13 protein-coding genes and 4 pseudogenes are annotated in these 15,702 nt (G+C 65.0%); 10 read left to right on the forward strand and 7 right to left on the reverse strand.

Features of this window, described 5'->3' with window-relative positions; genetic code table 11:
• Window positions 1-21: 21 nt before the first annotated feature.
• The 5 genes and pseudogenes from ABTU92_RS26215 to ABTU92_RS26235 all read left to right on the forward strand — a co-directional run.
• A pseudogene (locus ABTU92_RS26215) lies at window positions 22-252 on the forward strand (PAS domain S-box protein); the annotation flags it as partial.
• Window positions 253-276: 24 nt separating this feature from the next.
• A complete protein-coding gene (locus tag ABTU92_RS26220) occupies window positions 277-435 on the forward strand; it encodes an HWE histidine kinase domain-containing protein (protein ID WP_408094556.1) in 159 nt (52 codons plus the stop codon).
• A 581-nt stretch (window positions 436-1,016) separates the two neighbouring features.
• Window positions 1,017-1,568, forward strand: a complete 552-nt coding sequence (locus ABTU92_RS26225) for a peroxiredoxin (RefSeq protein WP_408094545.1) — start codon at window positions 1,017-1,019, stop codon at window positions 1,566-1,568.
• A 317-nt stretch (window positions 1,569-1,885) separates the two neighbouring features.
• A pseudogene (locus tag ABTU92_RS26230) lies at window positions 1,886-2,185 on the forward strand (cytochrome d ubiquinol oxidase subunit II); the annotation flags it as partial.
• Between the two features lie 195 nt (window positions 2,186-2,380).
• Window positions 2,381-3,157: pseudogene (locus ABTU92_RS26235) on the forward strand (transposase); the annotation flags it as partial.
• A gap of 219 nt (window positions 3,158-3,376) precedes the next feature.
• Here ABTU92_RS26235 and crtD read toward each other — a convergent pair.
• From crtD to ABTU92_RS26270, 7 genes are all read right to left on the reverse strand, one after another.
• Window positions 3,377-4,912 (reverse strand): 1-hydroxycarotenoid 3,4-desaturase CrtD, encoded by a 1,536-nt coding sequence (gene crtD, locus ABTU92_RS26240; protein ID WP_408094546.1) that lies wholly within the window; start codon window positions 4,910-4,912, stop codon window positions 3,377-3,379.
• A 134-nt stretch (window positions 4,913-5,046) separates the two neighbouring features.
• The gene (locus tag ABTU92_RS26245; RefSeq protein ID WP_408094547.1) at window positions 5,047-5,805 is read right to left on the reverse strand and encodes a hypothetical protein; all 759 of its coding nucleotides are present in this window, start codon (window positions 5,803-5,805) and stop codon (window positions 5,047-5,049) included.
• Between the two features lie 197 nt (window positions 5,806-6,002).
• Window positions 6,003-6,914, reverse strand: a complete 912-nt coding sequence (locus tag ABTU92_RS26250; RefSeq protein WP_408094557.1) for a phosphate-starvation-inducible PsiE family protein — start codon at window positions 6,912-6,914, stop codon at window positions 6,003-6,005.
• On the reverse strand, window positions 6,914-7,711 hold the full coding sequence (locus ABTU92_RS26255; protein ID WP_408094548.1) for a C-factor: 798 nt from the start codon (window positions 7,709-7,711) through the stop codon (window positions 6,914-6,916). The genes ABTU92_RS26250 and ABTU92_RS26255 overlap by 1 nt, the downstream gene beginning before the upstream one ends.
• The gene (locus ABTU92_RS26260; RefSeq protein WP_408094549.1) at window positions 7,712-8,122 is read right to left on the reverse strand and encodes a thiol-disulfide oxidoreductase DCC family protein; all 411 of its coding nucleotides are present in this window, start codon (window positions 8,120-8,122) and stop codon (window positions 7,712-7,714) included.
• A gap of 124 nt (window positions 8,123-8,246) precedes the next feature.
• Window positions 8,247-8,522 carry an NAD(P)H-binding protein gene (locus ABTU92_RS26265; protein WP_408094550.1) on the reverse strand — a complete coding sequence of 92 codons (276 nt, stop codon included), beginning with the start codon at window positions 8,520-8,522 and terminating at the stop codon, window positions 8,247-8,249.
• 581 nt (window positions 8,523-9,103) lie between these two features.
• Complete coding sequence (locus ABTU92_RS26270; RefSeq protein ID WP_408094551.1) at window positions 9,104-10,048, reverse strand: LysR family transcriptional regulator; 945 nt, start codon at window positions 10,046-10,048, stop codon at window positions 9,104-9,106.
• A gap of 107 nt (window positions 10,049-10,155) precedes the next feature.
• Here ABTU92_RS26270 and ABTU92_RS26275 point away from each other — a divergent pair, with 107 nt between their 5' ends.
• The 5 genes and pseudogenes from ABTU92_RS26275 to ABTU92_RS26295 form a co-directional block, all read left to right on the forward strand.
• A complete protein-coding gene (locus ABTU92_RS26275; protein WP_408094552.1) occupies window positions 10,156-11,715 on the forward strand; it encodes a proton-conducting transporter membrane subunit in 1,560 nt (519 codons plus the stop codon).
• Window positions 11,716-11,743: 28 nt separating this feature from the next.
• Window positions 11,744-14,167 carry a YbcC family protein gene (locus ABTU92_RS26280; RefSeq protein ID WP_408094553.1) on the forward strand — a complete coding sequence of 808 codons (2,424 nt, stop codon included), beginning with the start codon at window positions 11,744-11,746 and terminating at the stop codon, window positions 14,165-14,167.
• A 10-nt stretch (window positions 14,168-14,177) separates the two neighbouring features.
• Entirely contained in the window at window positions 14,178-15,077 is a 900-nt protein-coding gene (locus ABTU92_RS26285; RefSeq protein WP_408094554.1) for a DUF6671 family protein, read from the forward strand.
• A gap of 27 nt (window positions 15,078-15,104) precedes the next feature.
• Complete coding sequence (locus ABTU92_RS26290; RefSeq protein WP_408094555.1) at window positions 15,105-15,383, forward strand: hypothetical protein; 279 nt, start codon at window positions 15,105-15,107, stop codon at window positions 15,381-15,383.
• 53 nt (window positions 15,384-15,436) lie between these two features.
• Window positions 15,437-15,702 (forward strand): annotated as a pseudogene (locus ABTU92_RS26295) (crotonyl-CoA carboxylase/reductase); the annotation flags it as partial.

Here is a 15,702-nt window from a genome sequence, read left to right on the forward strand (position 1 = left end):
TGAGCGAAAAACGGTCTAGTTGGAAAGCCGATCGAGATTCTGATGCCTGAGCGGTTTCGCGCGCGGCATTCCGGGCTGCGCGACAATTTTACACGCGACCCTGTACCGCGGCCGATGGGAGCTGGACGTGACCTGTATGGACGCCGGAAAGACGGGGACGAGTTTCCGTTGGAGATCGGCATCAATCCGTTCCGCGCCGACAACGGGACCTTCGTGGTCGCTTCCGTTGTCGATATCAGTGAGCGGAAGCGGAACGAGGAGCACATCCGCTTCATCATGAACGAGCTATCGCATCGTTCGAAGATTCTTCTCATGGTCGTGCTCGCCATCGCTAATCAGACGGTGCAGCGGGCGATCAGCTTCGGCGAGTTCCAGAAGCTGTTCGAGGATCGGCTGATGGCAATCGGGCGTTGCCATGATCTCCTTGTCGAGTAGGGTTGGGCGGGCGCCTCGATCGACGCACTCATCATTGCGCAAACTGAGCAGTTTACCGACATCGCTGCTCGCATAGACGCGGCAGGGCCGGCGATCATGATTCATCCGGAGGCGGCGCAAATCATCGGGCTCGCGTTTCACGAGCTCGCGATGAATGCGGTGAAGTACGGGGCTTTGTCCTCTCCCGACGGGCGAGTCGTGATTCGATGGGATGTCGACCAAGCGCACACACCCAAGCGGTTCCGTCTGACGTGGGAGGAGCTACGAGGCCCGCGGGTCGATCCTCCGCGTCATGAAGGTTTTGGGCACAAGCTGCTCAGTCGCATCGCGAAGAGTACGCTCGACGGGACGGTGAGCGGGCTTGCGTTTCGACCTGAGGGATTTTCCTGGCGGCTTGAATGTCCAGGAGAACTCGTGATGCGGCACTAACGACGCATTGCAGCGAAGCAATCACGTGGTGGGTCGTCTACGAGATTGCCGAGATGCAAGGGACCGCCCGTGTCAACGGGCGGCATTCTCTGTGCGAGGCTCCGGGGCGCATCGAGTATGATCGAGCTTTCCTAGGAAGAAAAGTCCGCATCATGCGTCTCACGAAACTCGTTCTTGCGGCTATTCTGGCGTTCTTAGGTACGCCCGCGCAGGCACGTCTTCCGGTAGGCGCACAGGCCCCGGCTTTCACGATCGAAGCGGCGCTCGGCGGCCAGCCGTTTCTGTTTTCGCTCGCCGACGCCCTCGAGAAGGGGCCGGTCGTTCTGTACTTCTATCCCAAATCATTTACAGGCGTGTGCACGGAGGAGGCGAACCTCTTCGCGGACGCAATGGATGAATTCGCGGCGAACGGCGCAAGCGTTATCGGGATCTCGGCCGACAACATCGAAACACAGCGCAGATTCTCTTCGCTCGAATGCCGCGACCGGTTCCCCGTGGGGGCCGATCCTGAGATGAAGGTGGTCAAGCAGTACGATGCGGCATTTGTGATCGGCTTCGTCAACTTGCCGGCCGCTGATCGGGTTTCGTACGTGATTGCGCCTGACGGAACGATCGTATCGTCCGTTCGGGACATGGGAGCGACCGCCCACATCCAGAAGTCTCTTGAGGCGGTCAGAGCGCTGCGCTCGGCAGGGAAGCGGTGATGAGCGCGCGGGTCATGGAGCGGGGAGCCGTCTCCGGACTCGGCGATCGTGAAGCGCAGACATTGAGGAACTTCTGCAGCCTCAGGACATCGTCGGCCTTCCCGGCGCGCGAGAGGGGGCGCTAGAACCGTATTCGCTGACGTCGACCCGCACTCCGCTCATTCCCGCGAAAGCGGGGACGAGCGGAAATCGGGTCCGGTTCATCACGAGCGAAAGCCACTCCAGATCCGGCGCGCGCTCTGGCGGGCCGACGGTGGGTTTCGTTCGCAGAGTGACCTCAATCACCGCGGCGCCGGCGGGTCCCGCTCGTCACTGCGGTCGCGTTCGTCGCGCTCGCCGTGATGCTGCGGCGTATGCCGCGCGCGGACCACTCGCTCGACGGGGTGCCGTTCGTCGGCGCCATCCTACTGTTCGTGCTCGGCTTCGCCGGCCTCGCCTATTCGTTCTTCCCGTATATCGTGCCGGAGCGGCTCGACATCTGGCGGGCGGCGAGTGCGCGCGAGAGCCTGTTCATCATCTTCGTCGGGTCCTGCGTCGTGCTGCCCGTCATCGTCGCCTATTCCGCCTTCGCCTATTGGGTGTTCCGCGGCAAGGCGAGCGCGCTGCGCTATGATTGAACGCGTGATCAGACTGCCATCGAGTGACCCGGGCTGATTGTTCACTGCTCCACCCTTCCATTATTCGGCGCTACCCCGACCTTATGCACATTGAACGAACCCGCGGCGAGATCGCGATGCCGCGGGCGCGGCTCGCCCGGCCGGACGGCGGCACGGCGGAATGGAAGAACCAGGCCTTGCGCGCGTGCCAGCACCGCACGCTCGCTCGCCGGCGAGGCCCCCGGACTTGATCCGGGGATCGTGAGATTGATCCTGGACGGCACGGTGTTGCGCGTGCGGCTCGACCGCAAGGCGACTGCGATCTCGCTGCTGGTCGTGATGGGCGTGCGGGCCGACGGCCAGAAGGCGCTGCTCGCGGCGCGGAGCATGGGCGGCGAGAGCGCCGAGGCGTGGCGCGCGGTGCTCGACGATCTGATTCGCCGCGGGTTGCGGCGGACCGAACTCCCGATCCCTGCCTTCGCGGGGACCGACTGCGCCGCCGGTCTCGACAAGGCGATCGCCGCCGTGTGGGACGGCGTGCCGGTTCAGCGCTGCACCGTGCACAAGCATCGTAATCTGCTCGCTCACGGGCCCGAACGACTGCACGAGGAGATCACGGCCGACTACACCGATATGATCTACGCCGCGACCCGCGAAGAAATCGAGGCGCACCGCAAGGCATTCGTCCGCAAACGGGGCCTGAAGCATCGTGACGTCACCGATAGCCTCGAGGAAGCCGGCGAGCGCCTGTTCGCCTTCACGCGCCTGCCACTGAGCCAATGGAGGAGCGCGAGAACAACAAACGCGATCGAGCGGCTGTACGAGGAGTTCAAGCGACGGATCAAGACGCAGACCGTGCTGACATCCGCTGAAACCGCCACCATGCTGTTCTGGGCGCTGCTCGCGTCCAGTCAGATCAACATGCGCAAGGTCGACGACTGGCAGACCCTCGCCACGCAACCCATCGCACAGCCCATTGACCTCGCGGCCTGACACGGTACCTTCAAATGCTCGGTGATCGCGTCACCCGGATTCCAATCAAATTCAAGACGGCACCTGCCGGCCTCCTGTCATCGCGCAGTCCTGCCTCTGGTCACTCTCTCTGCTGCTGAATCGCCTTGCTCGTGGCGGTCAGGCGCGGTAGCGCCGGCCCCGCGGGGCTCCCCGATCGTCCGCCTCCCGCGGACCCGGTGGATCTTGCCAAGGTCGAGCTTATTTCCGGAGTGATCGACGTCCCGAAACGAGGTCCGCCAACAAGGACGCCGCCGCCAGCCGTCCCGAGAGTGCTGCCATCGGCACCCCCGGCCCCGGATGCGTGCTGCCCCCTGCGAGATAGAGCCCCCGAACCCGGGTACGGGATCCTGGCCGTTGGAACGATGCCCTCCAGCCGTGCGAAGCGCGACCGTAAAGCGCTCCTCCAGTACCGGGAAAAAGACGATGAAAGTCGGCCGGCGTGACAACCCGGAGTGCCTCCGGGGGATACCGGATCTCCAAGCCGCAGCGGGCGAGCCGGGAAAAAGTCGCGTGCTCGCAGGCTGCGATCTCCTCTACGTCGAAGGCCTCCGTATCTCCGGTCGGTGGCGCATTGACCAGACAGAACAGACGCTCGGGCCCGGCCGTACCGCCGTTGGACACGCCACCGTCCGGCGCGATGTCGCTGCGGTCCTGAGCACAGATATAAATGGTTGGATCGTCCGGCAGCCTTCGATCACGGTGCAATCGGTCGAACTCTCCCCGGTAGTCACCCGAAAAGAACACGTTGTGATGGCGGAGCGGAAATCCTTGCGCCTCGCCGACAAGCATCCAGGTCAGCGCCGAGAGCGAACGCGACCGTTGCGGTACGGCTCCGACCGTGCGGCGCACCGCCTCGCCCAGGCCGCCGTTCGCAAGCGCCGCGACATCTGTGTTCAGCACCACTACGTCCGCCGGGAGCCACTCGCCGCTGGCGAGCAGGACGCCGGTGGCACGGCCGTCGGCAACCGTCACGTTGACAACCGTCGCGCCAAAGCGGAACGCGACGCCGCGCCGCTGTGCGATGCGTGCGAGCGCCTTGGCGAATCCGTGCATTCCGTCGCCGACCACCCAAACGCCTTGTTGCTCCACATGGGCAATCAACATCAATGTGGCAGGGGCCAAGAACGGCGAAGAGCCGCAATATGTGGCGTAGCGCCCGAACAGCTGTCGTAGCCGCGGATCGTGAAAGTGATCGGCGAGCGCGCCCCATAGGGTACCGAAAGGCGAAATCGCCGCTAGGTCCGGGATCCGCCGCAGGCCGGCCCGGAAGAAGAGGTCGAGCGGGCTTCGGCAACGTGCGCCCCGCAGGAATGGTCTCTCGAGCGTGGAGTAGATGCGTGCCGCACGATCGCAAAAGCCGCGGAAACGGCGTGCCTCGGCGGCCCCGGCGAAAACGCCGATCGCCCCCTCGGAGCGTTCCACGTCGGCGAACAGGTCGAGCCGCTCGTCTTCGCTCCAGGCGTGACGGGCGAGCACCTGGAGCGGCTTCAGTGAGACCTCCCGCTCCAGCGTCGTGCCGGCGGCGGCGAGCAGCTCGTCGAAAACCCAGCGCATGGTGAACACGGTCGGCCCGGCATCGATCGCGTGACCGGCGACCGTGACCGCCCGCATTTTTCCGCCCGGCCCAGCGGCCGCTTCCACCACGGTGACGCCGATACCGGCAGTGGCGAGATCGAGTGCGGCAGCCAACCCGCCGACGCCAGCTCCGACCACGATCGCAGTTTCAGAGTTCAAGGCACGACCCCGTCAAGGCGCACTTGGTCGATGTGAATACCTTACTGCTTCGATATAATCTCTTTTCAAATCGGACGCTCGATCGTTCTATGATGCTCTAAATATCATTTAGATCTTCTCTCATATTGTCTTTGCTAAATCACTGGCCTGTTACCGCCGAGAACCGTATTGTTTGTGCCTATCCCGATCTCCGGGGCTAGCGCGAGCAGCCGAGGGTAACGCTCCACGTTCCCCTGGATCGATTCGATCTCGAAACGGACAAACATCGACTCGGGCAGCCAATCGTCCGCGCGGGCCTCCTCGAGCGCCGCGCGGTGACGACTGCGCCTGTAGGCGAATTCTTGCATGGACTCCAGGTCCCGCCACACGCTGAAGGTCGCTAGCCGCAGGAGCGGGTGTGCACCGAAACCGACGTGGTAGATACATCCCGGAATGTCTCCGAGCGAGCGGCTGACCTCCGGCACTCTGCGCCAGAACGCCATCGCACGACCCGCCGCGACCCGTGCCCTCGTCAGGACCGCGAAAGGTCTGTCGCCGAGCCTGTGGTTGGAATAGTCGAACAGCGCGTTTCCATCCCAGGTTCCGTGTCCGCTTACCGGCCTCAGTAAGAAATGGAGTTGCTCGATACTCGGCCCCGCAACCCATCGGTAGAGCCTGTTCGTCCTTAGTCGGACCAGATCGCCAGGCTGACTCGGCACTGTCATCAAGCAATACCGCGTCAGGTCCGGCACGATTGAGAACCCGTTTCCGCTGCCGCAGGTCATGAGTCGAAGCGCCCCCATCGGTACACTCCGGCTGGCCACAAAACTCTGAAATCCCATCAACACGAACGCCCCGAAAGAATGATTACGGCTATAGCGGAAGAAGCTGAAGAGCACCTGGTTGGCCGCCATAGCTAGAATTCCATAAGCGTGTTCACTGTCACTCTGACAAAACGCCCGCTACGCAGTACGGTTTCTCCGGCAAGCTTGTCGAAGCAGGAGTAATTGGACCCGACGCACCGGAGCACTAGTGTCATCCTCACGACCGAGACCCTAAGACAGCGGCGGCACCAAGCGTGGCGAGACCATTCGCAACACGTCGGCGGCGTTCATTTTTGGTTCGCCCAAACTATCTTTTGGTCCATTAGCCAATACACGACACCGAGCGCCAGAACTACGATCCCGGTCGCCAGAATATACATCGGCTCGATCTTTTCGAAGTCGAAGATGATAACCTTCCTGGCAATCGCCATCAGTGCAGTCGCAACGACCAATCTCACATGAACCACGTCGTCACGGAGATATAGTGTAATGTTGAGGAATATTTCGATTGCGATCAACACTGCCAGAAACGAGCCGAATACAACGATGATGTCGCGCGCGCGCAAGCCTTCGATGGAAGGAACGAAGACCTGATAATAAAGCGCGGAAATTACGTCAACCACGCCCCAGAGAATAGTGACGACCATCAGTATCGCCAACGCGCGCACGGCTCCCCGAATGATGTGGTGGAGCACGTTCATCATGCGATCCTCTTCGTCAACGCCCAGCTCGCTCTGCCCAATGGCCTTGAAGTGCTCCTTGCGAAAATGGTTCATCAAGCTTTGCACGACTGCGGCGTGCTGCGATAGATAATCGGGGCTGAAGTCTTGCTCGTTAAAGTCGCGCAACTCTTCGACATTTTTCAGCTCTTTGTCGGATACGCGCTTGAACCCCATGCTCCAATCCGAATACTGGCGTCGCTCGATCGCCTTACGATAGAGCATTTTCAGATTCGCATGCCGTGGATCTTTTCGAATCTTGGCGATAAGAGCGTCAACGACGCCCTCGTCACCCTCCAAAACCTGAAGAAAGGTTCCATTTCCATACAGGAGCATTCCAGTTACGCCTTTGTCTGCATTGCTGTCGCGGCATTGCTGCAATAGCGCCAACAAATCCTTGGTGGACATCGCGCTCGTAGCCGTGCTAATGTACGACGTCTGAATCATTTTTCTTCCCGTCAATGCATATAAACTCGACATTATAAACAGCGAAACGAAGCCCGTCCTGAACGACGACGGCTTGGCAGAACATTCTGCGTTCGCGCGCACCACGGCACACGTTCCCCGCGGAATTCGAAATAGCAGCCATGGGCGCTGGCAGCGTCTGTCGATGACTGAAAGCGGATGTTGCGCCGCCCGTGTGCGGCGCGTTGCCCCTCCGGCCCGTACTTGACGAAGGGAGACGAAGGGCACGTCGCGACCGTTCCCGGATGGAGCGCCACGCAGATGGTGTCCGGCCGTCGAGGACGCAATTCGATGGCTGCCGTTCGGACCCGATTCGATGCCGCCTCGAGCGCTCGATAACCATACCAGCCGAGCTGATTGTCGCAGATGCTGCCGACCCTGGCTGTCAACGTCGAGACCACCAGCTCGCCCGTGCGCGGCAGCCGCGGGAGCACATGCTCCAGGACGAGGTCGGGCCCTGTCGCGCTCGGCGCGAGCAGGCGCGTTTGCTCGGAGGCGCTAAGATCGCGACACGTCTTTTCGGGACCTCGCTGTTCATCGTGAAGAAAGCCGGTCGCGTCGATGACGAGCCGGAGTTCCCCCCTCTGCGACGAAATCGCCACGGCGGGTTCCGAGTTCGCGTTACTTACAAGCTGGATCTCGGGCGCGCTTTTCCGGCTGAATCCGATCATCTGTTCGAAGGCCCCGCTTGCGGCCAGTTTAACAACAATGGAGGTTTCGATGGACTTGTTGAACAGAGTACGACGGCGACGCTGCTGGACGAAGAATCGCGAAAGGTAAGGATATCGGCGCCGCGGGCAGCTCCAATTCATTCACGGGCGAGCAGCCCTGGCGTTCGATCGGTTCGCGCCATGCAGTCTCCCGACTAGCCTAGACATCAGCGGCCGGATCGGCAGGAACAGGCGATAGCCGAGTTCGAGAGCCGTCAATGCGGTCGGCGACGCGGCGACGCGCGAAGCCCAGCGCCATCGCGGCAGTACACTCCAAATAGTGGCGAACGCCGCCGCGCCGGAGATCAGTCTTCCATCGCAGGAAAGCACATGGAAGCGAGCCATCGCCTGTTCGCGACTGAGGCCCGGCGGGAGCGAGTCGCTTGCTCGCGAAACGTCGATGAAACACAGCGTCTCGGATCCGACCTGCCGACCGTAATGCTCAATTTCCGCTCGGCACAATTGGCAGGAGCCGTCGAAGAATACGGTCGTCTTTGACGTCTCGGGCTGCATGATCGTTCCTCGCTGCTCTCACGTTCAACACGCCAGGACAGGCATCTTGCGGACAAATAGAGCGGTTCGTTATCTGCCTAACCAGGAATTTCACCACGTCCGCCCGCGATATGATGCCATCCCGCTACTCGAAAAGCTGTTCAAGAACCTCGTGACGTCCGGTCGGAGGACCGTTGGTCAACACCCCGGGCCGAACGATCGTCCAGTCGATGGAGCCTTTATTTATCAGACACTTCTGTGCATCTTTGTCGTCGCAGTTGCGCCCTAGAACAAACTGCAATTGCAAAAATTGAAGAAAGACGATGGCCCGGCTGTCGGCGGCCCCGAACCCCTCACCCAAATCAGACGCCGCACCCCCCAGGGTGATCGCATATGGATCGATTTGAGGCGCTCGGCGCACGATAAGAATCGAAAGCGCGGTCGAGACGCAATTATGAATCCGGGGCGCCGCCTCAGCGCACGAATAGAATCGAGAATTTCCATATGCGATTCCCCTGCCGCACCCCCCGCGCTTACATTGCCGAGATCATTGTCGAGTGGCATCCGAGAGGAGCCGCACTGGCCTGAACCGATCGCCGAAACCTACGCCCAACGATTGAATTGCGCCGTATATTCCCCAATCTGCCGCGGCGACTTCGTCGCTGTTCAGCGCATCACCCCTGACTTTCAGCAGCTTGGATCCGGAGAACTGCTACGCCGGCTGAAGAGCGCGACATGAGGCGCACGACGTACTCAGCTTCAACGTTTCTAATCCTAAGCCCTTGCTGGCTCCAGTGATCAACACGCGCGCCATGCACTCGCTCCGCGTCGGCGAATTCGCGTTACTCGTTGGTTACGAATGAGCAAGCCCCTCGGATCTCTCGATTGGCAACTCCGATCGTGAGTCTCCTTTGGCCTCGCCGCGGCTCCTGGCGTTGCTTTGCGCGAGCACCGCAGCCGGGAGTGCTCCGATCTCGCGTCACCGCGTCGGCGCGGCTCCAGTCACTTCCTTTGTCTCGGACTTTTCCGCGGGAGTGGCGATCGCGACGGCCGGTCGGAGCGCCCCGTGTAGGATCGCGGACGCAGGAGATCCGCCATGATCGGATTGGGAAACCGCCGCTCGACCGTGACTGCGTAGAAGGTCTCGGTGAGGCCCGGCAGCTTCGCGCCGACCGCCAGGACCAGTGCGGCCAGCTCGTCCTGAACCGCGATGGACGGCAGGACCGCGAGCCCGACGCCCTCGCGGGCGAGCAGTCGCATCATCGCCATGTCGTCGACCTCCGCGGCGATCTGGGGACGCACGTCGAACCGGGCGGCGAGGGCGTCGAATCCCATCCGTAGTCCGGTTCCGGCGGCCGGAAGGATCAGAGGCACCTGTGAAAGCCGATCGGGAAGCGACACACGCGGCTTACACAGCCGTGGAACGCCGATCAGGCTGATCGGCTGCTCGGCGAGACGATGAACGACGAACGGCGTCAACGCGTCCGAGGGCGGGGGCTGGTTGGTCAGCACGAGATCGAGATGATGATCCGTCAGCGCGCCGTAGAGCTCGGCGGCGCTTCCGGACCGGAGAATGATCTCGACGTCGGTTCGCCCCAGGACCGGGTTCAAGAAGGTCAGCTGAAAGTTACGCGACAGCGTCGCGATGGCACCCACGCGAAGCGCGCGTCGCTTCGCGCCCTCGCGCTTCAGCGTCGCCACGAGATCGTCGCCGATGCCGAACAGAGCGTCCGCATGGTCCAGCGCGATGCGCCCCGCCTCGGTCAGCCGCAGGGAGCGATTCTCCCGGTGGAACAGGGAATGGCCGAGCCGCTGCTCGAGCAGATTGATCTGTGTCGAGACGGCCGACTGCGACAGATTCAGGCGCCGGGCGGCGCGCGTGACATGCCCCTCGTGAGCGACCACCTGAAAGTACCGGAGATGCTTGTAGTTCAGCTCTGACGCCATGCGGATCACCAGAAAAATAGATCAATAACAACCATACAATGTATTTTTCTTCCGAGCAGCTCCATCGGAGACTGAGGCGACATTCAACCGCAGGGGAGATCGCCGCCGTGTCTCTGCATTCGCTTCCGCTCGTCGCCCCGGCCACGCTGCTGATCGCCGCGCTCCTGGCGAGCCGAGCGCGCGAACGCCGGCCGCGTCTGGTTCTTCGGCTCACCGAGATCGCATCGCTGATCTCGCTCGCCGTCGCCATCCTCTCGGTGGCCCTTCTCGTCGCCCGCGGCCCGGGAACCAGCCTGGTCGTCGGCTTCGCCGGAGCCGGTCTCGGTGTTCGCCTCGACGCTGTCAGCGCAACCATGATGGTCCTCGTGGCCTTCGTCGGGTGGGTCGTGCTTCGCTATTCCATCAGGGCGCTGGACGGTGAAGCGCGTCAGGGCCCGTTCCTGGCCTGGACGCTCGCCACCCTGGCCGCGGTGCTCCTGCTGGTGCTGGCAGGGAATCTCCTGCAACTGGTCGTCTGCTGGATCGCGACGAGCCTCTGTCTGCACCGCCTGCTCCTCTTCTACCCGGAGCGACCCGGCGCCGTCCGGGCCGCGCGCAAGAAGTTCCTGATGGCACGGATCGCAGATGTCGCGCTGGTCTTCGCGGTGGTGCTGCTCGCTGTCGCCTACGGCACCGCCGACATCACGTCCCTTTCCGAGGCCGCGCGGGGCGGCACGGGAACCACGCTGACGGTCGCCGCGGCCGCCGCGCTCGCGCTCGCCGCCCTTCTCAAATCCGCGCAGTTCCCGACACACGGCTGGCTGACCGAGGTGATGGAGACGCCGACCCCCGTGTCCGCCCTGCTGCATGCCGGGGTGATCAACGCCGGCGGCTTTCTGCTGATCCGTTTCGCCGACGTCATGCTGCTGGCGCCGGGCGTGCTCGCGGTCGTGGTCGTGATCGGCGCGTTCACGGCGCTGTTCGGCGGCGTCGTGATGCTGGCGCAGCCGGCGGTCAAGACCTCGCTCGCCTGGTCGACGGTCGCCCAGATGGGCTTCATGATGCTCCAGTGCGGCCTCGCGCTCTTCCCGCTCGCCCTGCTGCACATCGTCGCCCATTCGCTCTACAAGGCGCACGCCTTCCTGGCGTCCGGCACGGCGGTCGACATCGTCGCGGCTGCTCCCCGGCCCGGCCCGGTCGCGGTCCCGAGCGGTCGTGCGGTGGCGCGCGCCTTCGCGATCGCGCTGGTCGTCTACGCCGTGATCGGCACCTTGTTCGGCCTTCAGGCCAAGTCGCCCCAGGCCATCGCCCTCGGCGCCATCCTGATCTTCGGCGTCGCCTATCTGATCGCCCAGGGGCTCGCCGATGCGGCGCCGCGTGCCTTGACGATCCGCACGACACTCGCCGCGCTGGCGACGTCGCTCGGCTACTTCGCCCTGCAGAGCGGCGCCGTCTGGGCTACGGCTGCGGCATTGCCGGCGGCACCCGCGCCCTCGCCGTTCGAGTGGGCGCTGATCGTGCTGGTGGTGCTCGGCTTCGGTCTGGTCGCCGTGGCCCAGGCGCTGTTTCCCCACTGGGCTTTCCATCCCGCCGCCGCCGGCCTTCGGGTTCACGTCGCCAATGGCTTCTACGCCAACGCCCTGCTGGACCGCCTGATCGGCGGTTGGGCCTTCCCGCGCAACCCGTGACGCCTCTCGATCACCCAGGAGATCCGCCATGATCGCCACCGACGACGTCGTCGACATCCGCTCGGCCGAGCTGCAACAGGCCGTCGAGGCGGCCAGCCGCCGAATTCCGCCGCTCTGGCCGCTCGCCTCCTCGGTCGCGGTCAATCCCTTCATGGGCCAGAGCACCGAGACGCTCGCCCAGGCAGGGACCCGCCTCGCACGGGTCGGCGGCGTGCCGGTGGTGATGCCGCGGACGTGGTTCCGCGATCGCATCGCTACCGGCGTCATCACGGATCGCGATCTCGCCGACGCGCTCGCCGCCAGCCCGCATGCCCGGAAGCCGGCCGATGTCGCCGGGCTGAAGGCCGCGGCGGCCAAGCCCGCGCCGGTTCCGCAGGGCCTCCCGACCATCGCGGATCTCGCCGGTCGCGCCTCGGGATTCGACTGGACGGGCCTGATCGGCGACCGGATCAGCGTCTGGGCCGGATCGCATTTCGACCAGGGCCAGGCGCTCTGGCCCGCCTGGCGGGCGCGCAGCACATGGTCGGCCTGGCGGGCCTTCGCGACCCACGATCTGACGGCCGAGATCCACGGCCTCACCGGCTTCGGCGACGGGGTCGCCGCGGCGCCCGAGAGCCCGATCGACGCGATCGCCGGCGCGGCCCGCCGGCTCGGGCTGACGGCGGCGGCGGCCGACAGCTACTTCCACCAGCTCCTCCTCTCGCTCGGCGGCTGGTCGCAATACGGGCGCTACGTGCTGTGGCGCGCCGAGCTCGAAGGGGGGACCGATTCCGTCCTGACCGAGCTGCTCGCCATTCGGCTGGTCTGGGAGGATGCGCTTCACGGCCACCATGCCGGTCTGATCGAGACGCAATGGGAGGCGGTGCGCGCCGCCCATGCGGCGCCGGTCGACCCCGGGGAGGCGTCGATCGTCGACGAGATCCTGCAGGAGGCGGCCGAACGCGCCGCCCAGCGGCGGCTCGCCGAGACGCTCGCCGCGCCGGCATCGACGACGCAGGGCGCTCGGCCGACCCTGCAGGCGGCGTTCTGCATCGACGTGCGCTCGGAGGTCTTCCGGCGGGCGCTCGAGCAGGTCGATCCGTCGATCCGCACCCTCGGCTTCGCCGGGTTCTTCGGCGTGTTCGCCAAGCACCGCCGGTTCGCCTCGGACGTCGAGGAGCTGCGCCTGCCCGTTCTGCTGAACCCGACCGTCACGTCCACGGCCGGCGGGCCGGACCTCGCCGAGGCGGACCGCAAGTCCCGCTACAAGGCTCGTGCCCACCGGGCCTGGGGCCGGTTCAAGCTCGCCGCGGTCTCGTGCTTCGCCTTCGTCGAGGCGATGGGGCCGGTCTATGTCTGGAAGAACGGGCGCGATGCGCTGGCGCTCGCCGGCGAGACCGCACGCCCGGACCCGAAGCTGCGTTTCGACCCCGACCTCGATCCAGACACCCGGCTGCGGGCCGCCGAGACCGTGCTGAGGGCGATGTCGCTGACGAGCGACTTCGCCCGCGTCGTCCTGCTGGTCGGGCACGGCGCCACGGTCACCAACAACCCCCATGCGAGCGCGCTCCATTGCGGCGCCTGCGGCGGCTACACCGGCGACGTGAACGCGCGGCTGCTCGCCCTCCTGCTCGGCGACCCGGAGGTGCGCGACGGCCTCGCCGCGCGCGGGATCGTCGTGCCGAACGACACGGTGTTCGTCGCGGCCATGCACGACACCACCACGGACGAGGTGACGCTCTACGACACAGACGAGATTCCGGCGACCCACGGCCGGGACCTCGACCGGATCCGGTCCTGGCTCAAGACGGCCGGCACGGCGGCGCGGGCCGAACGCGCGCTCCGCCTGCCGGGGGCCGGCTCCGAGAAACGTGTCGCGTCGCGCGCGCGGGACTGGGCGGAGCTGCGCCCCGAATGGGGCCTTGCGGGATGCCAGGCCTTCATCGCCGCCCCGCGGGCCCGCACCGCCGGACGCGGCCTCGCCGGGCGTGCCTTCCTCCACGACTATGACTGGAGGCAGGACAGCGCGACGGGCTTCGGCGTCCTCGAGCTGATCATGACGGCCCCGGTCGTGGTCGCGAGCTGGATCTCGCTGCAGTACTACGGCTCGACCGTGGCGCCCGCCACGTTCGGCGCCGGCGACAAGCTTCTGCACAACGTGGTCGGCGGGATCGGCGTCTTCGAGGGCAACGGCGGCGTGATGCGCACCGGGCTGCCGCTCCAGTCGGTCCACGACGGCGAGGATTTCGTCCACGAGCCGCTGCGGCTCACCGTGTGCATCGAGGCGCCGGCCGAGGCCATGACCGACATCCTGGTGCGTCACGACGCGGTCCGCGCCTTGTTCGACAACCGCTGGACCCATCTGTTCGAGATGGATCAGGAGGGCCGGCTCGCCCGGCGCTACGCGGGCGACCTGACCTGGGAACCCGTGGAGCCGACTCGGGCGGTTCTGCGGACCGCGAGCGCCGCATAGGGGCTGTCGCGTGAGGCGCAGCATCGCCGCGGAGGTGGCCCGCCGGCCCAACGGCGACCGCTTCGGCCTATGGGGCGAGCGGGGGTCGCTGGCGACCATGCACGGCAAGGAGCGGGTGATCGCGCCGCTTCTTCGCCGTTTCCTCGGCCTGCGGGTCGAGATCGTCGGTGGTCTCGACACCGACCGCTTCGGCACCTTCACCCGCGAGGTGCCGCGGCCCGGCTCTCAGCTGGACGCCGCACGGGCCAAGATCGCGGCCGCGTTCGCCGGGAACCCCGGCGTTCGCGTCGCCGTGGCGAGCGAAGGTCGCTTCGGTCCGCATCCGATCGTTCCGTCCGCGCCGCTCGGTGTCGAGATCGTGCTGCTGGCCGATCGTGACACCGGCATGGAGGTCTCGGGGCAATTCGTCGACCTCGACGCCATGTGGACGCACGCCGTTGTGACGGACATCGCCGCGGCTCGCGCTTTTGCGGAAGGCGTCGGGTTTCCGATGCAAGGGGTCGTCGTCAGCGGCTGCAAGGAGCAGGTCCCGTGTCCCGAGTCGGGCCTGTTCAAGGACGTTCTGGACCGCGCCGATCTCGAACGCACGGTCGGCGACGTGATCGCCCGCTGCGGCGCCGCCTGCGTCGAAACCGACATGCGGGCACACCGCAATCCATGCCGGATGAGGGCGATCGCGCGCGCGACCGTGACGCTGATCCGCAACTTCCGACTGCGCTGCCCGGACTGGGACCGCCCAGGCCTGGTGGTCACCGAGCGCATCCCGGGTGCTCGTTGCGCGCATTGCGGAACGCCGACCCGGGTGATCAAGGCCGAAGCCTCGACCTGTGCCGGCTGCGGTCACCGGGTCGAGAGGTCCGTGGGGCCACCTGCCACCGATCCCGGTCGATGCGACGTCTGCAATCCCTGACGGTGATCTTGCGAAAGGAGGACGAGGATGTGTCCGAGCAATGCGTCGACCGATCGAGAGCGGGAATCGCAACGCCGTATCGAATGGGTTCTGGACCATCCACGCACCAGTCCCTGGTTGAAGAACGCACTGCGCTCTGCGCTGCTGTGCGATCCGATCCAGATCGTCAACGAGGTGGAGATGCTGCGGGAGCTTCTCTGGTTTCGTTCCGACGCGGCGGTTCACAAGGCTCTGCAACACCCCTGCGACGACGTTCACGGGCACGCCCCGGGCCCCGAACCACGTCCTGTGCCCGACTTCCGGTGATCCATTCCGGGCAACTGCCCAAACACCAAGTGATTACACCGAGGAGTGACGACATGCCGACCAAAACCGCGCTCGAGCCCATCATCGCGACCAAGGAACTTTACGAAATCGGCGAGATCCCGCCGCTCGGGCACGTTCCCGCCAAGATGTACGCCTGGGCGATCCGCAAGGAGCGCCACGGGCCGCCGCAGAGCGCCATGCAGATCGAGGTGCTGCCGACATGGGAACTCGGCGACGAGGACGCACTGGTGTATGTCATGGCCAGTGGCATCAACTACAACGGCGTGTGGGCGGCGCTAGACCGTTTTTCGCTCACGTT

This window comes from Rhodoplanes sp. SY1, assembly GCF_046000175.1.
In the GTDB taxonomy this organism is placed as follows: domain Bacteria; phylum Pseudomonadota; class Alphaproteobacteria; order Rhizobiales; family Xanthobacteraceae; genus Rhodoplanes.